The organism is Synechococcus sp. Tobar12-5m-g (assembly GCF_024345415.1).
Lineage (GTDB): Bacteria > Cyanobacteriota > Cyanobacteriia > PCC-6307 > Cyanobiaceae > Regnicoccus.
The window spans coordinates 39,417-57,333 of record NZ_JAGQBB010000015.1; the positions used below are offsets into that span (position 1 = coordinate 39,417).

The 17,917-nt window shown below is 66.3% G+C and carries 26 protein-coding genes and 1 tRNA gene; 22 read left to right on the plus strand and 5 right to left on the minus strand.

The window, feature by feature from the left end; genetic code table 11:
- Positions 1–118: 118 nt before the first annotated feature.
- From KBY66_RS10370 to KBY66_RS10380, 3 genes are all read right to left on the minus strand, one after another.
- Positions 119–868 (minus strand): HAD family hydrolase, encoded by a 750-nt coding sequence (locus tag KBY66_RS10370; protein ID WP_255089338.1) that lies wholly within the window; start codon positions 866–868, stop codon positions 119–121.
- Between the two features lie 25 nt (positions 869–893).
- Positions 894–965, minus strand: a tRNA-Gln gene (locus KBY66_RS10375).
- 40 nt (positions 966–1,005) lie between these two features.
- Entirely contained in the window at positions 1,006–2,421 is a 1,416-nt protein-coding gene (locus tag KBY66_RS10380) for an AAA family ATPase (protein WP_255089339.1), read from the minus strand.
- A gap of 296 nt (positions 2,422–2,717) precedes the next feature.
- Between KBY66_RS10380 and KBY66_RS10385 the strand changes: the two genes are divergently transcribed.
- A complete protein-coding gene (locus KBY66_RS10385) occupies positions 2,718–5,030 on the plus strand; it encodes a hypothetical protein (RefSeq protein WP_255089341.1) in 2,313 nt (770 codons plus the stop codon).
- On the opposite strand, the gene KBY66_RS10390 is transcribed toward KBY66_RS10385, so the two are convergent.
- Together KBY66_RS10390 and ndhN are read right to left on the minus strand one after the other, a co-directional pair.
- On the minus strand, positions 5,011–6,054 hold the full coding sequence (locus KBY66_RS10390) for an LdpA C-terminal domain-containing domain (protein WP_255089345.1): 1,044 nt from the start codon (positions 6,052–6,054) through the stop codon (positions 5,011–5,013). The genes KBY66_RS10385 and KBY66_RS10390 overlap by 20 nt on opposite strands.
- A complete protein-coding gene (gene ndhN / locus KBY66_RS10395) occupies positions 6,041–6,502 on the minus strand; it encodes an NAD(P)H-quinone oxidoreductase subunit N (protein WP_255089347.1) in 462 nt (153 codons plus the stop codon). The genes KBY66_RS10390 and ndhN overlap by 14 nt, the downstream gene beginning before the upstream one ends.
- Positions 6,503–6,950: 448 nt before the next feature.
- Between ndhN and rplC the strand changes: the two genes are divergently transcribed.
- The 21 genes from rplC to rpmJ all read left to right on the plus strand — a co-directional run bounded on the left by rplC (position 6,951) and on the right by rpmJ (position 17,870).
- Complete coding sequence (gene rplC, locus KBY66_RS10400; RefSeq protein ID WP_255089348.1) at positions 6,951–7,598, plus strand: 50S ribosomal protein L3; 648 nt, start codon at positions 6,951–6,953, stop codon at positions 7,596–7,598.
- Between the two features lie 11 nt (positions 7,599–7,609).
- Positions 7,610–8,245, plus strand: coding sequence for a 50S ribosomal protein L4 (rplD, locus tag KBY66_RS10405; protein WP_255089349.1), 636 nt, complete (start codon positions 7,610–7,612; stop codon positions 8,243–8,245).
- On the plus strand, positions 8,238–8,540 hold the full coding sequence (locus tag KBY66_RS10410) for a 50S ribosomal protein L23 (RefSeq protein WP_255089351.1): 303 nt from the start codon (positions 8,238–8,240) through the stop codon (positions 8,538–8,540). Before rplD ends, KBY66_RS10410 begins: the two co-directional genes overlap by 8 nt.
- Before the next feature lie 15 nt (positions 8,541–8,555).
- Positions 8,556–9,419, plus strand: a complete 864-nt coding sequence (rplB, locus tag KBY66_RS10415) for a 50S ribosomal protein L2 (RefSeq protein ID WP_255089352.1) — start codon at positions 8,556–8,558, stop codon at positions 9,417–9,419.
- 35 nt (positions 9,420–9,454) lie between these two features.
- The gene (gene rpsS / locus KBY66_RS10420) at positions 9,455–9,730 is read left to right on the plus strand and encodes a 30S ribosomal protein S19 (protein WP_255089353.1); all 276 of its coding nucleotides are present in this window, start codon (positions 9,455–9,457) and stop codon (positions 9,728–9,730) included.
- Between the two features lie 13 nt (positions 9,731–9,743).
- Complete coding sequence (gene rplV, locus KBY66_RS10425; RefSeq protein WP_255089354.1) at positions 9,744–10,106, plus strand: 50S ribosomal protein L22; 363 nt, start codon at positions 9,744–9,746, stop codon at positions 10,104–10,106.
- 19 nt (positions 10,107–10,125) lie between these two features.
- Complete coding sequence (gene rpsC / locus KBY66_RS10430) at positions 10,126–10,854, plus strand: 30S ribosomal protein S3 (RefSeq protein ID WP_255089355.1); 729 nt, start codon at positions 10,126–10,128, stop codon at positions 10,852–10,854.
- A gap of 16 nt (positions 10,855–10,870) precedes the next feature.
- The gene (gene rplP / locus KBY66_RS10435; RefSeq protein ID WP_255089356.1) at positions 10,871–11,344 is read left to right on the plus strand and encodes a 50S ribosomal protein L16; all 474 of its coding nucleotides are present in this window, start codon (positions 10,871–10,873) and stop codon (positions 11,342–11,344) included.
- A 2-nt stretch (positions 11,345–11,346) separates the two neighbouring features.
- Positions 11,347–11,562: a 50S ribosomal protein L29 gene (gene rpmC / locus KBY66_RS10440; RefSeq protein ID WP_255089357.1), complete on the plus strand. Its 216-nt coding sequence runs from the start codon at positions 11,347–11,349 to the stop codon at positions 11,560–11,562.
- Positions 11,563–11,579: 17 nt separating this feature from the next.
- A complete protein-coding gene (gene rpsQ / locus KBY66_RS10445; RefSeq protein WP_255089359.1) occupies positions 11,580–11,831 on the plus strand; it encodes a 30S ribosomal protein S17 in 252 nt (83 codons plus the stop codon).
- Between the two features lie 12 nt (positions 11,832–11,843).
- Positions 11,844–12,209, plus strand: coding sequence for a 50S ribosomal protein L14 (gene rplN, locus KBY66_RS10450; protein ID WP_255089360.1), 366 nt, complete (start codon positions 11,844–11,846; stop codon positions 12,207–12,209).
- 1 nt (position 12,210) lies between these two features.
- A complete protein-coding gene (gene rplX, locus KBY66_RS10455) occupies positions 12,211–12,567 on the plus strand; it encodes a 50S ribosomal protein L24 (RefSeq protein WP_255089361.1) in 357 nt (118 codons plus the stop codon).
- A gap of 101 nt (positions 12,568–12,668) precedes the next feature.
- Complete coding sequence (gene rplE, locus KBY66_RS10460; RefSeq protein ID WP_255089362.1) at positions 12,669–13,208, plus strand: 50S ribosomal protein L5; 540 nt, start codon at positions 12,669–12,671, stop codon at positions 13,206–13,208.
- A gap of 18 nt (positions 13,209–13,226) precedes the next feature.
- The gene (gene rpsH / locus KBY66_RS10465) at positions 13,227–13,628 is read left to right on the plus strand and encodes a 30S ribosomal protein S8 (protein ID WP_255089364.1); all 402 of its coding nucleotides are present in this window, start codon (positions 13,227–13,229) and stop codon (positions 13,626–13,628) included.
- Positions 13,629–13,641: 13 nt separating this feature from the next.
- Positions 13,642–14,181 carry a 50S ribosomal protein L6 gene (gene rplF, locus KBY66_RS10470; RefSeq protein ID WP_255089365.1) on the plus strand — a complete coding sequence of 180 codons (540 nt, stop codon included), beginning with the start codon at positions 13,642–13,644 and terminating at the stop codon, positions 14,179–14,181.
- Between the two features lie 32 nt (positions 14,182–14,213).
- A complete protein-coding gene (gene rplR / locus KBY66_RS10475; protein WP_255089366.1) occupies positions 14,214–14,579 on the plus strand; it encodes a 50S ribosomal protein L18 in 366 nt (121 codons plus the stop codon).
- 13 nt (positions 14,580–14,592) lie between these two features.
- Entirely contained in the window at positions 14,593–15,252 is a 660-nt protein-coding gene (rpsE, locus tag KBY66_RS10480; RefSeq protein ID WP_255089367.1) for a 30S ribosomal protein S5, read from the plus strand.
- Positions 15,253–15,259: 7 nt separating this feature from the next.
- Positions 15,260–15,712, plus strand: a complete 453-nt coding sequence (gene rplO / locus KBY66_RS10485; protein ID WP_255089368.1) for a 50S ribosomal protein L15 — start codon at positions 15,260–15,262, stop codon at positions 15,710–15,712.
- A gap of 134 nt (positions 15,713–15,846) precedes the next feature.
- Complete coding sequence (gene secY / locus KBY66_RS10490; RefSeq protein WP_255089369.1) at positions 15,847–17,166, plus strand: preprotein translocase subunit SecY; 1,320 nt, start codon at positions 15,847–15,849, stop codon at positions 17,164–17,166.
- Positions 17,163–17,711 (plus strand): adenylate kinase, encoded by a 549-nt coding sequence (locus KBY66_RS10495; RefSeq protein ID WP_255089370.1) that lies wholly within the window; start codon positions 17,163–17,165, stop codon positions 17,709–17,711. Before secY ends, KBY66_RS10495 begins: the two co-directional genes overlap by 4 nt.
- A 45-nt stretch (positions 17,712–17,756) precedes the next feature.
- Positions 17,757–17,870 (plus strand): 50S ribosomal protein L36, encoded by a 114-nt coding sequence (gene rpmJ, locus KBY66_RS10500; protein WP_255089371.1) that lies wholly within the window; start codon positions 17,757–17,759, stop codon positions 17,868–17,870.
- Positions 17,871–17,917: the final 47 nt, after the last annotated feature.

Genomic DNA, 17,917 nt, shown 5'->3' on the forward strand with positions numbered 1-17,917 from the left:
AAGGGACAGGGGGCGGAGAGACGAAACCGACAGGGGAGTTCCGGCGACCTCAGGGAACAGGTGCCACCAAAGGCGGCGGACGTATCAAACCAGATTAGTACAGGCGTACGCTAGCGGTTCAGGGCCAGATCGCCAAGGGGGCCCCGAAGCCATCGGGCTCCAAAAGGGCGATCCCCGCCGGCAGGCCGAGGCGATCCTCGGGCCCCAGATACCCCCACGCGGCCAGAAAGCAGCGCACCGACTCCAGCCCCGGCGTGGCCCGAACCGTCTCCAGGGTGGGGCGCCGGTCCTCGATGAACCACAGCGGGCGCTGCAGCTCCCGCAACTTGAGCAGCACAGTGGGCTTGCTGCCCTGCTCATGGCCGAACAGGAGCAAGGGCTTGAGCGCCGCGGCGGCGAGCAGTTCGGCGGCAAAGGCCGCTCCCTTGGTGGTAAGAACGGCCCAGTCGGCCCCTTCGGCAGCCAGGGAACGCAACCGCTCAGGCACGCCCGGGTAGGGCCGATGCAGGGCCAGCCAGCCAAGCCGGTCGGTGGCGATCGCCTCGCGGCGCACCTCCTCCAGAACGGCCTGCAAGGACTGGGGCTGCCAACCGGATCGCGCCAGCGCCCTGCCCAGGGTTCCGGCGTAATCGGCCTCCAGTGCGGCCCCCTCGCCACCGGGGCGAGCGAGTTCGGCCGCCACCAGGACCATCTCCCAGCCCTGGTGGATCCGGGGCCGCAGCCGGGCGAACGCCTCAGGCGCCAGCTCCGACACCACCAGAGCTGGATCCAGCCGGTGAACGGCCTGCCGGGAACTCCACCAGTATTCCGCCATGCCATCGACCAGAACGCCGTCGAAATCGAAGACCAGCAGGGGTCCGGAAGACAAGGAAGCGGAAGCGAAGACGGAAAAACTGGGCCGCTAGGATTCGAACCTAGGAATGGCGGGACCAAAACCCGCTGCCTTACCACTTGGCGACGGCCCAATGACCGGTGGAGCCGAACGTCTCGGGACCGGTTGCTTTGCTAGTTACCCACAGCGGGCCGACCTTCGTCAATCTCCAGGCGCAGGGCCAGGGCTGGCGAAGTTTCCCGGCTGCGGCGCAACAACCGCTCCACCCCCCGCAGGATCTGGGGAAGGGTGTCGGCCTTGATCACCAGGATCGGCACCTGCTGCTGCTGAGCCCGGCGGCGCACCTCCGGATCCCTACCCAGGTGCCGGCGCAGGCTGAGCACCGCGTCAGCCTGCTCCAGGGTGTTCACCCGCTCAACGGGGAGCTGGCGGCTGCGCACCGCCTGGTCAAGCAACGGGCCACTGACGCCACAGCAGTAGAGGGCCAGGCGGTCGGGGCTGGCTGGAACCTCCAGCGGGCGATGGGGGGGTGGCAGAGCTGGATCCGGCAGGGGCGCAGGGGCGAGGGCAGGGCGCCCGGACCACGCCGCGCGGTGCCGCTCCCGCAGGGACTGCAGAGCCCGGGGAGCCACCGGAGTCTCAAGCCGCACCCGGCCTTGCCCGTCGAGCTCCCGGACCTGGGGGCGGGTGGGCTCACCCCGCAGCCGGGCATCAACGGTGCGGGCCACCTCGGTGTGCACCAGCCAGCGGCTGCGGCTGTGGATCTCCACCGCCAGCGGAAAGGTGGGTTCGGCGCAGCGCTCCAGCACGGTTTTCTGGGAGCCGCGCCGCCGTGCCTCCTCATCCCCGAGGGTCACCGACTGGATGCCGCCGACCAGATCGCAGAGGGTGGGATTCTTGATCAGGTTGGCCAGCTCGTTGCCGTGGGCGGTGGCCACCAGCTGCACACCCCGCTCGGCGATCGTGCGGGCGGCCCGGGCCTCCCGTTCGGTGCCGATCTCATCGATCACGATCACCTCCGGCATGTGGTTCTCCACCGCCTCGATCATCACCTGGTGCTGCAGCTCCGGGCGGGCCACCTGCATGCGGCGGGCGCGGCCGATGGCGGGGTGGGGGATGTCGCCGTCACCGGCGATCTCGTTGCTGGTGTCGATCACAACCACGCGGCGCTCCAGGTCGTCGGCCAGCACCCGGGCGATCTCGCGCAGGGCGGTGGTCTTGCCGATGCCGGGTGGGCCCATCAGCAACAGCGACTGGCCTGAATCCAGAAGGTCGCGCACCATCGCCACCGTTCCGTAGACGGCGCGACCCACCCGGCAGGTGAGGCCCACCACCTCACCGCCGCGGTTGCGGATGGCGCTGATCCGGTGCAGGGTGCGCTCGATGCCGGCGCGGTTGTCGCCGCCGAAGGCTCCGAGTCGCTGCACGACCGCCGCGAGGTCGGCCCGTTCGATCGGCCGCTCCTCCAGCAGGGTGGCCCTGCCGGGATAGCGCGCCTCCGGCGGCCGCCCGAGATCTAGAACCACCTCGAGCAGCTGCTCACGCCGTTCAGGTCCCGCCAGGGCCCGCTGAACCGGCAGCGGCAGCACCTCCAGCAGTCGATCGAGATCGTCCGTGATGCGTTGGACAGGGGGAACGGCAGGCGGCGGTTGCTGCAGGGCTGGATCGAGGACGAACGTCTGTCGGTTCTAGCCGAGATCAGAGGGAGGGGAGGGGAGCACCCCAGTCCGGAGCCGCCCGTTTCGCCTTCGCCACCGCCTCTAGCGCCCCCCCTGTTCGCCAACTTCCTGCGGCGACCAGTGGCCTTAGGGTTCCGCTGGCCATGCCGGACAAGCCGCAGTCCGCCGAACAACTCATGAACGGATCCGCATCCTCACCGGCTGCCATGGGTGTCTCCCAGGCCGTGGGATCAAAAGGAATGCGGCGCCTGATGGTGGCGTTCTTCTGCTCTGGCTTCGCCGCCCTTCTCTGCCAGATCATCTGGCAGAGAATGCTGGGGATCTTCGCCGGGTCCGACACCGTCAGCGCCGCCCTGGTGGTGGGGGCCTTCCTGACCGGCCTCGGGATCGGCTCGATGCTCGGGGCCAAGGTGGCCGACCGCCTCTCTCCGAGCCAGGCCCTCACCTGGTTCGCCCTGTGCGAACTCGGCGTGGCCCTTTGCGCCCTGCTCTCCAAGCCCTTCCTCTACGACTGGCTGGCCATGGGCATGGCTGGCAGGGTCGACAGTCAGCTGGCCGTGTTCGGCCTCTGTTTCGTGGGCCTGGCCATCCCCACCACGCTGATGGGCGCCTCGTTGCCGCTGCTTTCTAGGGCGGTGGCGAGTTCCCTCGACACGGTGGCGGAGCGCATCTCCCTGCTCTACGGGCTCAACACCCTGGGGGCCGGGCTCGGGGCCCTGCTCGGCGGCTTCTTCATCGTCGGCCGCACGGGCTTCGTGGGAGCCCTCGGGCTCGCGGCCTGCCTGGATCTGCTGGCGGGAGTCCTGGCCCTCAGCCTGCGGAGGGGCCTGCGCCGGGCAGAGGCCGGCAGGAGTTTCTCGAGGGTGGCCGCAGACACCGGCGAGGCTCAGCCGGTGTCCGGGCGGCGGCCTGAACCCTTCGGCGGCCTGAAGCTTTGGTGCCTGCTGGTGTTCCTCTCCGGATACGTGATCGTGGCGCTGGAGATTGTCTGGCTGCGCCTGCTGGGCACCGCAGGCCAGTACCACGCCTACCTGTTCCCGACCGTGCTGGGCATCTTCCTGATCGCAGATGGCTTCGGCATGGCCGTGGCGGCGCGGATGGTGCGCCGGATGCACGACCCTCGACCGGCCTTCTTCATCACCCAGGGGGCCGGCTTCGTCCTGGCGATCGTTCTGATCGGCTGGCTGTGGCTGGCCCTGCCCTACCCACCGATCAACGGGATCCTCCCCAGTGGCTTCTCCGTGATCACTCCGGATCAGATGCTGCCGAGGTTTCTGGTCGCCCTGGTGATCGTCGGACCGCCGGCCTTCCTGATCGGCATGACCTTCCCCTTCGTGCAGCGGGCCGTTCAGCAGGACCTCAGCGACGTGGGAGCCAGGGTGGGCTGGGTGCAGCTGGCCAACATCGCCGGGAACGCGGCAGGCTCGGTCTTCACCGGACTGGTGACGCTGCACGTGCTGGGCACGGCGGGCACGCTGAAGCTGCTGGCAGCGCTGACGCTGGCCCTGCTGCTGGGCTGGTTGTGGCGCGGCGGTCGTGGTCGCTGGCCCGAGATGGCCCTGGCTGCTGGGGCAGCCGCCGCCCTGTTCATCCCGGACAACGGCACCTTCTGGAGACAGGTCCACCGTCCGACTCCGGGCACCTTCGATCTCTGGTCCGAAGATCGCAGCGGCGTCACCTACTTCCGCGGGTACCCCGGCCATCAGGTCGATGGGGCAGGCGACTTCGTCATCCAGGGCTTCACCCAGGGCTCGGTGCCCTTCACCCCGATGCACATCCTGCTCGGCAGCATCGGCCCGCTGGTTCATCCCCATCCGAAGGAGGTGCTGCTGATCGGTGTCGGCAGCGGTGGCACCCCCTGGGGGGCCCTGACCTCCCCCAAGACAGAGGATGTGCGGGGGATCGAACTGGTCAAGCCTGTGCTGTTGACACTCGAAAAGCTCGCCGCCGCGAGGCCCGACGGACCGGTGGCGGCTCTGCTCGCCGATCCGCGCATCCATTTCATCTACGCCGACGGACGCCAGATCCTGGCGCGGGATTCACGCCGCTACGACGTGATCGAGGCCGACGCCGTGCTTCCTCAGACCTCCCATTCCGGCCTCCTCTACAGCGATGAGTTCATGCGGCAGGTGAGAGCACGGCTGAAGCCCGGCGGCATCTTCGTTCAGTGGGCTCCCTCCGGGCGCGTCGTACAGACCTTCATGAACGTTTTCCCCTATGGCGTGATGGTGGATCCGGTCAATATCCTGATCGGCAGCAACGAACCCATCCGCCTCGACGAGAACCGCCTGCTGGATCAGGTGCGCTCACCCGGCGTCATGAATCACATGCGACGGGGCAACTCCGGGATCACGCTCGAGCAAGCGACCAAGGCCCTGAGCGGTGATCACATCCACTGGAATCCCTCGACACCGAGGAGCGGCAGCGTCCTCACCGACCTGTTCCCGCGAGACGAGTTCTTCCTCAACCATCCCGTGGTTCCCGTCAGCGCGGCTTCCCTCAAAGCGAAGCCGCGCTGACGGAAGCGGCGCAAGCCCCCCGCTGCAACCACGGCAGCACCAGACCCTCGGCTCGAGCCCTGGCCCGCGGCCAGAGTTCGGGATCGTCGAGCAGCCGACGGCCACGCCGCTGGGCCTCCTGCAGCAGAGGCAGCAACAGCTTGCGGGCCGCACCCCCGAAGGCCACACCGGCCACAGCGGTGGGCAGGTCCCGTTCCAGCAGGGCGATCGTGCGCTCATTGGTACCGCCGGACAGCTGCAGCGGTCCAGGCGGTGCCAGTGGGCCCACCCTCTTCAGCAGGCGCACGGCCGCATGGGCTGTGCCCGCACCCACGTCGCCGCTCATCGGCCGGCCATCGAGTTGCCAGAGCGGCCTTAAGCCCGCCTGACGCAGCAGGGCAAAGCGCCGCCAGAGTTCGGCGGCCAGCTCCGCGCCCGCCCCCGCCTCCAGGCCACAGCTCACGGCCAGGCGCCGCAGCGGCACGCCCGACGCCACAACCTGGTCCAGACGCCGGGCGAAAGCATCGCCCCGCTCCGGCCGGGTGTGGAGTTCCACGGCATCCGGGCGCAGGCGGGCCAACAGAGGCCCCACCGCCTCGGCAGCGAGCAGGTGCCCGCGCTCCTCGATCAGACCGTGGGGACAGGCGGGCAGGCAGCGGCCGCAGCCATAGCACCGCTCAGCCAGCACCCCCTCCCCCTCCGGGATCGCCTGCGCCGGACAGACCCGCGCGCAGGGACGGGGGCAATCGGGCGGGCAGCTGCGCGGATCGAACCAGGCCTTGCGGAAGTGCGGATCAGCGCCGTCGCTGAGGCTCAGCATCAGCCAGGGCGGTGGCCGATCAGCCGCCTGCCGCTCCCGGGCCCAGGCGATGCCACGGCGCGCCGCCGCCGCCACAGCGGGATCTGCAGCCACATCGATGCAATGCACGCCCGCCAGTGCGTAGATGCCGCAGAGATCCTCGATCGAGACCAGATCCTGGTTGCTGGCTCCGCAGATCAGCTTGACCCAGTGCCCGTCGAGCAGGGCCTGCTCAGGCGGCGACACACAGCTCCAGGGGCTCCCAGCGCAATTGGCGAGAGCCGCCCATCTCGGCCACGATCTTGAGGCGCGGTTCCTTCCGGGTGAGGGAGCAGAGCGAGTCCCGCTCGGCCGCGGATAGCACCTGGGCCTCGAGCAGCCAGAGCAGGATGGGCTGGCCTCCCTCAAGCAGGGATCCAAGCTGGGGCATCACCCGCTGCACGGTGCCGACGGCGGCATCCCGGCCGACGCTGTGGTGACCGAGGTGGGGAGGGCGGATGCCGTGGAGCTCGAACAGAAAGGCTTCGGGGTCACCCAGCCCCCGGGCCGAGGTCATCTGGGCCCGGTAGCCGGCCGCCCGCAGGCGACGCATCAGACGGGTTTCGGCGCCGCCTTCCAGCGGTGCGAAGAGGGCAAGGGCTCCTGCCTGCTCCAGGTCGGCACGGAAGCGGCGGCCAGTGAGCAACAAGGGCATGGGAAGCTCCGATTCGTCGCCGGCAAGTCTGGCAGGAGAACGCCAGGGGAGGGGGGAAGTGGTGAGGTATGTTGAATGGCTGTGCAACTGATCTGCGCCCGTCCGCTAGCCGGGCCTCCGGATCACTGTGCGGAGTCATCGCTGGCGATGACTCCTTGAGGCCAGTCCAGACCACTCACCCGGATCCGTTTCACTGAATCCAATTCACTGAAATCAGAGAAGGGAATGAGAGCCTGGCGGGAAACTGTCGTTCGATTTCGATCGAGCGGGAAAGTCCCAGCCTGCTGTGTCGCCAACCGCTAGCTCAACCGGTGGTGCCCTGGATCTCAGGACATCGTCGGGGTCAGGCCTTGCCCGACCAAGCGCGTCTCATCGATTCAGCTCCACGCCCTTTCGGCTCGCCCAGAGCCGGAAAGGCGCTCGTTCTCGCTGGCGTCCATCCCATCCCATGTCCATCGGCATTCTCGGGAAGAAACTGGGCATGTCCCAGTTCTTCACTGCGGAAGGCAAATCCATCCCGGTCACCTTGATCGAGGCGGGTCCCTGCCGCATCACCCAACTCAAAACCCCAGCCAGCGACGGCTACACCGCCGTCCAGGTGGGCTTTGGCGAGATTCGCGAGAAACTCGTCAACAGGCCCGCCGCAGGCCACCTGGCCAAATCCGGTGCCGACCCCCTGCGCCACCTCACCGAATACCGCCTCAACTCCGTTGAAGGCCTGGAACTCGGCGAGGCGATCACGCTGGAGCGCTTCGAGGCCGGCCAGAAGGTCGACGTCAGCGGCGACACCATGGGGCGCGGCTTCACTGGTTATCAGAAGCGCCATGGCTTCAGCCGTGGTCCGATGAGCCACGGCTCGAAGAACCATCGCCAGCCGGGCTCCACCGGAGCCGGCACCACACCGGGCCGGGTCTACCCCGGCAAGCGCATGGCCGGCCGCTACGGCGGCAAACAAACCACCACGCGGGGCCTCACGATCCTCAAGATCGACAGCGAGCGCAACCTCCTGGTGGTGAAGGGTTCGGTGCCGGGCAAGCCTGGGGCCCTGCTCAACATCCGCCCCGCCAAGCGGGTCGGTGACAAGGAGGCGACCTGAGGATGTCCACCATGATTCAATGCGTCGTTCGTGATTGGCAGGGCCAGGAAGCTGGTGAAGCCTCTCTGAGCCTGAAGGTGGCGAAGGAATCTTCCGCAGCCGGTCTGGTTCATCGCGCCGTTGTCCGCCAGTTGGCCAATGCCCGCCAGGGCACCGCCAGCAGCCTCACCCGCGCCGAAGTTCGCGGTGGCGGTCGCAAGCCCTACAAGCAGAAAGGCACCGGTCGGGCCCGTCAGGGTTCGATCCGCACCCCCCTCCGCCCCGGTGGTGGTGTGGTGTTCGGCCCCAAGCCCCGCTCCTACGCGGTGGCGATGAACCGCAAGGAGCGGCGCCTCGCCCTGCGCACCGCGCTGATCAGCCGGGCCGACGACATCACGGTGGTCAAGGGATTCGCCACCGATCTGGAGGCTCCCAGAACCAGGGAAATCGTGGCCGCCCTCCAGCGCTGGGACATCCCTGCAACCGCCAAGGTGCTGCTGATTCTCGACGCCCCCTCGGATGTGGTGCGTCTCTCGGTGCGCAATCTCGAGAGGGTCAAGCTGATCGCCGCCGATCAGCTGAACATGTTTGATCTGCTAAATGCCAAGCGGTTGGTGCTGAGCGAAGAGGCACTGGCCAAGATTCAGGAGGTCTACGGCGATGACTGAACGTTTTGCAGGCCGGCTGGCGGACGTGATCCGCAAGCCGCTGATCACCGAGAAGGCAACCAGAGCCCTCGAACTCAACCAGTACACCTTCGAGGTGGACCACCGCGCCGCCAAGCCGGACATCAAGGCCGCCGTTGAGCAGCTGTTCGATGTGCGGGTGATCGGAGTGAGCACGATGAACCCACCCCGCCGCTCCCGGCGGGTGGGCCGGTTCGCGGGCAAACGGGCCCAAGTGAAAAAAGCGGTGGTGCGTCTTGCCGAAGGCAACGCCATCCAGCTGTTCCCAGAGGCCTGAGGGATCTGAATCGTTATGGCAATTCGCAACTACCGTCCTTACACTCCCGGCACCCGCGGCCGCGCCGCCAGTGACTTCAGTGAAGTCACCGAGCGCAAGCCGGAGCGCAGCTTGGTCATGGCCAAGCACCGCAGCAAGGGTCGCAACAACCGGGGCGTGATCACCTGTCGCCACCGCGGCGGCGGTCACAAGCGGCTTTACCGCATGGTCGACTTCCGCCGGGACAAGCACGGCGTGGTGGCCCGGGTGGCCGCCATCCACTACGACCCTCACCGCAACGCGCGCCTGGCCCTGCTCTTCTACACCGACGGTGAGAAGCGTTACATCCTCGCTCCCGCCGGGATCGAAATCGGCCAGACCGTGGTTGCCGGCCCCGAGTCACCGATTGAAACCGGCAATGCCTTGCCCCTCTCCTCCATTCCGCTGGGTTCCGCCGTCCACAACGTTGAGCTCTATGCCGGCCGCGGTGGCCAGATGGTTCGCACCGCCGGCGCCAGTGCCCAGGTGATGGCCAAGGAGGGCGACTATGTCGCCCTCAAGCTTCCCTCCACTGAGGTGCGGCTGGTGCGGCGTGAGTGTTACGCCACCCTGGGCGAAGTGGGCAACGCCGAGGTCCGGAACACCAGCCTCGGCAAGGCCGGCCGCAAGCGTTGGCTGGGTCGCCGCCCAGAGGTTCGCGGCAGTGTGATGAACCCCTGCGACCACCCCCACGGTGGTGGTGAGGGCCGGGCACCGATCGGCCGCTCCGGACCGGTCACCCCCTGGGGCAAGCCGGCCCTGGGCCTGAAAACCCGTAAGCGGAACAAGCCGAGCAACCGGTTTGTGCTGCGGAAACGTCGCCGCACCTCCAAGCGGAGCCGTGGCGGACGGGATTCGTGATGGTCAACCCCGTTTTGCACTCTGCTTAATCCGCCATGGGACGTTCACTCAAAAAAGGACCATTCGTTGCCGATCATCTGTTGCGTAAGGTCGAAACGCAGAACAGCGCCGGTGACAAATCCGTGATCAAGACCTGGTCGCGGGCCTCCACGATCCTGCCGATGATGATCGGCCACACGATCGCGGTTCACAACGGCAAGAGCCATGTGCCCGTCTACGTGACGGAGCAGATGGTGGGCCACAAGCTGGGGGAGTTCGCCCCCACCCGCACCTTCCGCGGCCACATCAAGGACAAAAAAGGTGCCCGTTAAGGAGCGAAACACCATGGTCAACCCAACCTCCCCCAGCCCCGAAGCCCGTGCCCACGGCCGCTACATCCGCGGATCCGTGTCCAAGGTTCGCCGGGTTCTCGACCAGATCCGCGGCCGCTCCTACCGCGAGGCGCTGATCCTGCTCGAGTTCATGCCCTACCGCTCCACCGGACCGATCACCAAGGTGCTCCGCTCCGCGGTCGCCAATGCGGAGCACAACCTGGGCCTGGATCCTTCCTCCCTGGTGATCAGCACGGCCATCGCCGACATGGGTCCATCCCTGAAACGATTCCGTCCCCGCGCCCAGGGGCGGGCCTTCGCGATCAAAAAACAAACCTGCCACATCAGCATTGCTGTGGCAGCACCCACCCCCTGACTCCCGAGGACACCGACCGATGGGACACAAGATCCATCCAACCGGCCTGCGCCTGGGGATCACCCAGGAACACCGCTCGCGCTGGTATGCCCCCAGCAAGACCTATCCCCTCCTGCTTCAGGAGGATGATCGGATCCGCAAGTTCATCCACAAGAAGTACGCCAGCGCCGGCATCAGTGACGTGTTGATCGCCCGCAAGGCAGATCAGCTCGAAGTTGAGCTCAAAACGGCGCGTCCCGGCGTGCTCGTCGGCCGCCAGGGCAGCGGCATCGAAGATCTCCGCACCGGCATCCAGGCCACCCTCGGCGATCGCCACCGTCAGGTACGCATCAACGTGGTGGAAGTCGAGCGGGTCGACGCCGATGCCTTCCTTCTGGCCGAGTACATCGCCCAGCAACTCGAAAAGCGTGTGGCCTTTCGCCGCGTGATGCGCATGACCGTGCAGCGTGCCCAGCGTGCCGGTGTGCTGGGATTGAAGATCCAGGTGAGCGGTCGCCTCAACGGCGCCGAAATCGCCCGCACGGAGTGGACCCGCGAGGGTCGCGTGCCCCTGCACACCCTCCGCGCCGACATCGATTACGCCACGAAGGTGGCCACCACCACCTACGGGGTTCTTGGGATCAAGGTGTGGGTGTTCAAAGGGGAAGTGCTGCCTGGGCAGAAGGAGCAACTGCCTGCGGATGGAGCCGCCCGACGCCGCACAAGCCGGCGTCCCCAAGATTTCGAAGACCGCTCCAACAAGGAGTGATCAGGAGGCCTGAACCATGCTGAGTCCACGACGCGTCAAATTCCGCAAACAGCAGCGAGGCCGCATGTGCGGCACCGCTACCCGGGGCAACACGATTGCCTTTGGTCAGTTTGCTTTGCAGGCCCAGGAATGTGGCTGGATCACCTCCCGCCAGATCGAAGCCAGCCGCAGGGCCATGACCCGCCATGTCAAGCGGGGAGGAAAGATCTGGATTCGGATCTTCCCTGACAAGCCCGTCACCATGCGCCCCGCCGAAACCCGGATGGGCTCCGGCAAGGGCAACCCGGAGTTCTGGGTGGCCGTCATCAAGCCCGGTCGCATTCTCTTTGAGATGGGCGGTCCTGAAATCACCGAAACCATCGCCAAGGAGGCCATGCGCCTGGCCCAGTACAAACTGCCGGTCAAAACCAAGTTTCTGGCCCTGGATGACCAGGCGCCAGCACCCAAAGCGGATTCCGTTCTGGAACCCGTCCTCCCTGGGGACTTCTGACCATGGCCCGTCCTGACATCACCGCGGTGCGCACCCTCACCGACGCCGAAATCGAGGAACAGATCAGTGGCTGCCGCCGCGAACTGTTCGACCTCCGCTTCCAGCAGGCCACCCGCCGCCTGGAGCAACCGCACCGCTTCAAGCAGAGCCGCATCAAGCTGGCCCATCTGCTGACGGTGCAGAAGGAGCGGCAGCGCTCCGCCCTGTCCGCCTCCTGATCCCCTTCACACCAACCATGGCACTCAAGGAAAGGGTCGGCACCGTCGTCAGCGACAAGATGGACAAAACGGTGGTGGTGGCGGTCGAAAACCGCTTCCCCCATCCCATCTATCAAAAGACCGTCAGCCGCACCACCCGTTACAAGGCCCACGACGAGGAGAACCGCTGTCAGGTGGGGGATCGGGTTCGCATCACGGAAACCCGGCCGCTCAGTCGCACCAAGCGCTGGGCCGTGGCCGAGGTTCTCAATCCATCCGGCGCGAGCTGAGAAGAACCCACCATGATTCAGCAAGAAACCTTCCTCAATGTCGCTGACAACAGCGGCGCCAAGCGCATCCAGTGCATCCGGGTGCTCGGCACCAACCGTCGCTATGCCCACGTGGGCGATGTGATCGTGGCCGCCGTCAAGGACGCCATGCCCAACATGGGGGTGAAGAAGTCGGATGTGGTGAAAGCCGTGGTGGTGCGCACCCGTGCCACCCTGCGCCGCGACACCGGCAACTCGATCCGCTTCGATGACAACGCCGCCGTGATCCTCGGCACCGACAACAACCCGAAGGGCACCCGGGTGTTCGGGCCCGTCGCCCGTGAATTGCGGGAGCGGAATTTCACCAAGATCGTGTCACTCGCCCCGGAGGTGATCTGAGATGGCCACCGCAACACCCAAACCCAAACCAGCTGAGCGCATCAAGATGCGCATCCGCAAAGGGGACACCGTCAAGGTGATCGCCGGCAAGGACAAGGGCAAGACCGGCGAGGTCCTGCGCACCCTTCCCAATGAGAATCGGGCGGTGGTGCAGGGAATCAACCTGCGCACCCGTCACATCAAGCCCAGCCAGGAAGGGGAGAGCGGCCGCATCTCCACCGAGGAAGCCTCCGTGCATGCCTCCAACCTGATGCTGTATTCCACCAGCGCGGCCGTGGCCAGCCGGGTGGAGATCGCGATCCAGGCCGACGGCTCCAAGAAACGCCGGCTCAAGAAAACCGGTGAGCTGATCGACTGATCCGCTCAACCACCACCCGCCCTCCCGTCTACTCCACTCCGCTCCCTTCCTTCCCTCTTCGCTCTCTGACCACGCCCAGAAGCGCAAACACCCTGCTCGCCATGTCACTCAAACAGCGCTACCGGGAGACGATCCAGCCCAAGCTGCTCAAGGATCTGAACCTCAGCAACGTGCACGAAGTTCCCAAGGTGGTGAAAGTCACCCTCAACCGGGGCCTCGGCGAAGCCGCCCAGAACGCCAAGGCCCTGGAGGCATCGATCACGGAGCTGGCCACCATCACCGGCCAGAAAGTGGTGGTGACCCGGGCCAAGAAGGCGATCGCCGCCTTCAAGATCCGGGAAGGGATGCCGATCGGCGTGGCCGTCACCCTCCGGGGTGAGCGGATGTACGCCTTCCTGGAGCGTCTGATCAACCTGGCCCTGCCCCGCATCCGTGATTTCCGGGGCGTCAGCCCCAAGAGCTTTGACGGGCGCGGCAACTACACCCTCGGGGTGCGCGAACAGATCATCTTTCCCGAGATCTCCTACGACAAGATCGACGCCATCCGCGGCATGGACATCACCATCGTGACCAGTGCCCGTACCGACGAAGAGGGCCGGGCCCTCCTCCGCGAGATGGGAATGCCGTTCCGCAGCAACTGAGCCCTCTTCGGACCCACCATGGCCAACCACGACCCGATTTCAGACATGCTCACCCGCATCCGCAATGCGAGTGAGAAAAAGCACCAGTCCACCAAAGTTCCAGCTTCACGCCTCTCCCACAGCATCGCCAAGGTGCTCCAGAAGGAGGGCTTCATCGCTGAGATCAGCGAGGAAGGCGAAGGGGTGTTGAAGCACCTCGTGCTCGAGCTGAAGTACAGCGGCAAGCACCGCCAGCCCACGATTCGCTCGGTGCAGCGGGTCAGCAAGCCCGGTCTGCGCATCTACAAGAACACCCGCCAGTTGCCCAAGGTTCTCGGCGGCCTGGGTGTGGCGATCATCTCCACCTCCAGGGGTGTGATGAGCGACCGTGACGCGCGCAAGCAGGGCGTCGGCGGTGAAGTGCTCTGCTACATCTACTGATTCGAGGTCATCCATGTCACGCATAGGTAAAGCACCGATCCCCATCCCCGACAAGGTGACCATCACCCTGAACGGGCTCGCCGTGGCGGTCAAGGGACCCAAGGGTGAGCTCAGTCGCACCCTCCCCGAGGGGGTCGTGGTCAGCGAGGAGAACGGCATCGTCCTCGTCGCTGCCGCCGACGGAACCCGCCGGTCACGGGAGCGCCACGGCCTCTGCCGCACCCTTGTGGCCAACATGGTCGAAGGGGTCAGCAAGGGCTTCACCCGCAAGCTCGAAATCATCGGGGTCGGCTACCGGGCCCAGGTCCAGGGCCGCAAACTGCTGGTGAGCGCTGGCTACAGCCACCCCGTTGAGGTGGTTCCTCCCGAAGGAATCAGCTTCCAGGTGGAGAACAACACCCAGGTGCTGATCTCCGGCTCCGACAAGGAGCTGGTGGGCAATGAAGCCGCCAAGATCCGCGCCATTCGTCCGCCGGAGCCCTACAAGGGCAAGGGCATCAAGTTCGAAGGCGAACGCATCCTGCGCAAAGCCGGCAAAACCGGCAAGAAATGAGGACGGCCTGAGCCTCCCTACCCCTACCCGCCATGTCCACCGTTTCCCGCAAACAGCAGACCCAGAAGCGACACCGCCGTCTGCGTCGCCACCTCACCGGCACGGCCACGCGCCCGCGCCTCGCCGTGTTCCGCTCCAACAACCACATCTACGCCCAGGTCATCGACGACGATGCCCAGAGCACGCTCTGCGCGGCATCGACCCTCGACAAGGACCTCCGCACCAGCCTCGAGACCAGCGCTTCGTGCGATGCCTCGGTGGCGGTCGGTCAGCTGGTGGCCCAACGGGCCCTGGCCAAGGGCATCCAGCAGGTTGTCTTCGACCGCGGTGGCAAGCTGTACCACGGCCGGGTCAAGGCCCTCGCCGATGCCGCCCGAGAAGCGGGCCTCGAGTTCTGAACCGGATCCAACCATGAGCGACATCAACCAACAGATCCAGTCCAGCGAGATTCCGGGGGCCGCCGAAGTTCCTGCCGCGGCCGAAGGCCAGCAGGAGCGCCGTGGCGGCCGCGGAGGCGGCGATGCCAAGGGGGGAGAGCGTCGTGGCGGCGGCGGCCGTCGTGGCGACAACCGCCGCGGCCAGGAGCGTGACTCCGAATGGCAGGAGCGGGTGGTGCAGATCCGCCGGGTCTCCAAGACGGTCAAAGGCGGCAAGAAGATGAGCTTCCGGGCGATCGTGGTGGTCGGCAACGAGCGCGGTCAGGTGGGTGTTGGCGTCGGCAAGGCCGGTGACGTGATCGGCGCCGTCCGCAAGGGTGTGGCGGACGGCAAGAAGCACCTGGTCAAGGTGCCCCTCACCCGCACCAGCTCGATCCCCACCGACAGCCGAGGAGAGGACGGGGCCGCCAGCGTGATGATGCGGCCGGCCGCACCGGGTACCGGCGTGATCGCGGGCGGCTCGATCCGCACCGTGCTCGAGCTGGCCGGCATCAAGAACGTGCTGGCGAAACGGCTGGGCAGCAAAACCCCGCTCAACAACGCCCGCGCGGCGATCCAAGCCCTGCAGGTGCTGCGCACCCACAAGGACACCGCCAAAGAGCGGGGCATCTCCCTTGAGCAGATCTACTCCTGATCCCGTCATGACACTCACCCTCCAGACCCTCAAGCCCCAGGCCGGCTCCCGCCGCCGCAAGCTGCGCAAGGGCCGCGGCATCGCCGCTGGCCAGGGCGCCAGTTGCGGCTTCGGCATGCGCGGCCAGAAATCCCGCTCCGGAAGCCCGACAAGGCCCGGTTTCGAAGGTGGCCAGATGCCCCTCTACCGCCGGCTGCCGAAACTCAAGCACTTCACCCTGGTGAACCCCAAGGCGTTCACCGTTCTGAACGTCGAGAAACTGGCCGGTCTGACGTCCGGAAGCACGGTCAACCTGGATTCCCTGGTTCAGGCCGGGCTGGTGACCAGCCCGAAACACCCCCTCAAGATCCTTGGCAACGGCGACCTCGCCGTTGCGCTGGAGGTGAAGGCGGCCGCCTTCACCTCCAGCGCCCGTGAGAAAATCGAGGCCGCCGGTGGGCGGTGCGAGCTGATCGGCTGATCCACCCTGGGCTCCTTGCCTGCGGTGATCGACCAAGCTGCTTCTGGAGCCTGAGCCGTCTGCCAGCCGATCACCGGCCGCGCAGGCGGCTTTGAGCTTGTCTGCCTTTCCTCCGTTCTTCACCACCTCACACCATGCTCGTCAGCCGGGGGCGTAACCCCAGTGCCGGGGAAATCATCAGCCAGCTGATCCAGTCCAAGGGTCTGCGCGACAGGGTGCTGACCACCCTCGGCCTGCTGCTGCTGGTGCGCCTCGGGATCTACATCCCGGTTCCCGGCATCGACCGTGTGGCCTTCCAGCAGTTCATCCAGCAGGGGGGTCAGCTGATCGGCTTTCTCGACATCTTCACCGGCGGCGGCATTTCCACCCTGGGGGTGTTCGCCCTGGGAATCCTGCCGTTCATCAACGCCTCGATCATCCTCCAGCTGCTCACGGCCGCCCTGCCCCAACTCGAGGATCTCCAGAAGAACGAAGGGGAAGCCGGGCGTCGCAAGATTGCCCAGATCACCCGCTATGTGGCCCTGGGCTGGGGGATTCTGCAGAGCACGGTGTTCGCCCTGATCCTGCGGCAATACGCCTTGCCAGGGGTCTCGTCCCCCGTCTTCGTGATTCAGACCACCCTGGCCCTGGTGACCGGGTCCATGGTGGTGATGTGGATCAGCGAGGTGATCACCGAACGGGGCATCGGCCAGGGGGCTTCCCTGGTGATTTTCGTGAACATCGTGGCCACCCTGCCAAGAGCTCTCGGCTCCACCGTTGAACTCGCCCAGAGCGGCGATCGGGCCACGGTCGGCGGCATCGTGATCCTTGTGGTGATTTTCCTGGTCACGATCGTGGGGATCATCTTCGTGCAGGAGGGCAGCCGCCGCATCCCGATCGTCAGCGCCAAGCGGCAGGTGGGACAGGTCAGCCTGTTGGCCGCCCGCCAGAGCTACCTGCCGCTCAAGCTCAACGCCGGGGGTGTGATGCCGATCATCTTCGCTTCAGCGGTGGTGTTCCTGCCGCTCACGATCGCCAACTTCACCCGATCACCCTGGTTGATCCGGGTGGCGGGATACCTGAATCCCAACAGCAGCACGCCATGGCTCTATGCCCTGGTGTTTTTCGCCTTGATCTGTGGTTTCTCGCTGTTCTACGCCTCCCTGACCGTCAACCCGGTGGACATCGCCACCAACCTCAAACGCACCGGGGTCGCCATCCCCGGCGTGAGGCCAGGAACCGCGACAGCCCTTTATCTCAGTGGCGTCCAGAACCGCCTCACCCTGCTCGGCGGTCTGTTCCTTGGCGCCGTGGCGATCATCCCATCGGCAGTTGAAGGCGCCACCCAGGTCCGCACCTTCCAGGGACTGGGCGCCACCTCCCTGTTGATCCTGGTGGGCGTGGCCATCGACACGGCCAAGCAGGTGCAAACTTATGTGATTTCCCAACGCTACGAAGGCATGGTTCGCGAATGACCCACCGCATTCTTTTTCTCGGTCCCCCCGGCGCCGGCAAGGGCACCCAGGCTGAGAGGCTCGCCAATCAGCGCCAGCTTCTCCACCTCTCCACCGGCGATCTGCTCCGGGCTGAAGTCAAGGCCGGCAGTGACCTCGGCCGCGAAGCCGAGGCGCTCATGGCCAGCGGTGAACTGGTCAGCGACGAGCTCGTCCTGGAGATCGTGCGCCATCGCCTCGAGGCCCACAGCGGCGGCTGGTTGCTGGATGGCTTTCCCCGCAACCTCGTCCAGGCCGAAGCCCTGAACGTTCTGCTGGAGGAGCTCGACCAGCCGATCGGGCTGGTCCTGTTGCTGGAGCTCGACGACAGCAGCCTCACGGCACGCATGCTCAACCGGGGGCGCGCCGATGACAACGAGGCCGTGATCCGCAACCGGCTGGAGGTCTACCGGGAGCAGACCGAACCCCTGATCAGCTACTACCGCCAGCGGAACCTGCTGGAGCTGGTGGATGCCACCGGTTCGATCGAGGCCATCGCCGCGCGGATCCTGGCTTTGGTGCTATAGCGCTGTGATAGGTTAGCTGTTTGAAAAATTGGAGAGCCGCCGCCCATGAAGGTGCGTGCCTCGGTCAAGAAGATGTGCGACAAGTGCCGGGTGATTCGTCGCCACGGCCGGGTGATGGTGATCTGCCCGAACCCCAAGCACAAACAGCGCCAAGGTTGACCTGAGCGCCAGCCTCACCGGCGCCCCCTCCGGGGCGCCTTCGCCCA

Excerpts from the sequence above, each read along its gene's own strand:
- KBY66_RS10385 (WP_255089341.1), top strand. The coding sequence starts at position 2,718 with ATGGGTGTCTCCCAGGCCGTGGGATCAAAAGGAATGCGGCGCCTGATG.
- ndhN (WP_255089347.1), bottom strand. The coding sequence starts at position 6,502 with ATGCCCTTGTTGCTCACTGGCCGCCGCTTCCGTGCCGACCTGGAGCAG.
- rplC (WP_255089348.1), top strand. The coding sequence starts at position 6,951 with ATGTCCATCGGCATTCTCGGGAAGAAACTGGGCATGTCCCAGTTCTTC.
- rplD (WP_255089349.1), top strand. The coding sequence starts at position 7,610 with ATGATTCAATGCGTCGTTCGTGATTGGCAGGGCCAGGAAGCTGGTGAA.
- KBY66_RS10410 (WP_255089351.1), top strand. The coding sequence starts at position 8,238 with ATGACTGAACGTTTTGCAGGCCGGCTGGCGGACGTGATCCGCAAGCCG.
- rplB (WP_255089352.1), top strand. The coding sequence starts at position 8,556 with ATGGCAATTCGCAACTACCGTCCTTACACTCCCGGCACCCGCGGCCGC.
- rpsS (WP_255089353.1), top strand. The coding sequence starts at position 9,455 with ATGGGACGTTCACTCAAAAAAGGACCATTCGTTGCCGATCATCTGTTG.
- rplV (WP_255089354.1), top strand. The coding sequence starts at position 9,744 with ATGGTCAACCCAACCTCCCCCAGCCCCGAAGCCCGTGCCCACGGCCGC.
- rpsC (WP_255089355.1), top strand. The coding sequence starts at position 10,126 with ATGGGACACAAGATCCATCCAACCGGCCTGCGCCTGGGGATCACCCAG.
- rplP (WP_255089356.1), top strand. The coding sequence starts at position 10,871 with ATGCTGAGTCCACGACGCGTCAAATTCCGCAAACAGCAGCGAGGCCGC.
- rpmC (WP_255089357.1), top strand. The coding sequence starts at position 11,347 with ATGGCCCGTCCTGACATCACCGCGGTGCGCACCCTCACCGACGCCGAA.
- rpsQ (WP_255089359.1), top strand. The coding sequence starts at position 11,580 with ATGGCACTCAAGGAAAGGGTCGGCACCGTCGTCAGCGACAAGATGGAC.
- rplN (WP_255089360.1), top strand. The coding sequence starts at position 11,844 with ATGATTCAGCAAGAAACCTTCCTCAATGTCGCTGACAACAGCGGCGCC.
- rplX (WP_255089361.1), top strand. The coding sequence starts at position 12,211 with ATGGCCACCGCAACACCCAAACCCAAACCAGCTGAGCGCATCAAGATG.
- rplE (WP_255089362.1), top strand. The coding sequence starts at position 12,669 with ATGTCACTCAAACAGCGCTACCGGGAGACGATCCAGCCCAAGCTGCTC.
- rpsH (WP_255089364.1), top strand. The coding sequence starts at position 13,227 with ATGGCCAACCACGACCCGATTTCAGACATGCTCACCCGCATCCGCAAT.
- rplF (WP_255089365.1), top strand. The coding sequence starts at position 13,642 with ATGTCACGCATAGGTAAAGCACCGATCCCCATCCCCGACAAGGTGACC.
- rplR (WP_255089366.1), top strand. The coding sequence starts at position 14,214 with ATGTCCACCGTTTCCCGCAAACAGCAGACCCAGAAGCGACACCGCCGT.
- rpsE (WP_255089367.1), top strand. The coding sequence starts at position 14,593 with ATGAGCGACATCAACCAACAGATCCAGTCCAGCGAGATTCCGGGGGCC.
- rplO (WP_255089368.1), top strand. The coding sequence starts at position 15,260 with ATGACACTCACCCTCCAGACCCTCAAGCCCCAGGCCGGCTCCCGCCGC.
- secY (WP_255089369.1), top strand. The coding sequence starts at position 15,847 with ATGCTCGTCAGCCGGGGGCGTAACCCCAGTGCCGGGGAAATCATCAGC.
- KBY66_RS10495 (WP_255089370.1), top strand. The coding sequence starts at position 17,163 with ATGACCCACCGCATTCTTTTTCTCGGTCCCCCCGGCGCCGGCAAGGGC.
- rpmJ (WP_255089371.1), top strand. The coding sequence starts at position 17,757 with ATGAAGGTGCGTGCCTCGGTCAAGAAGATGTGCGACAAGTGCCGGGTG.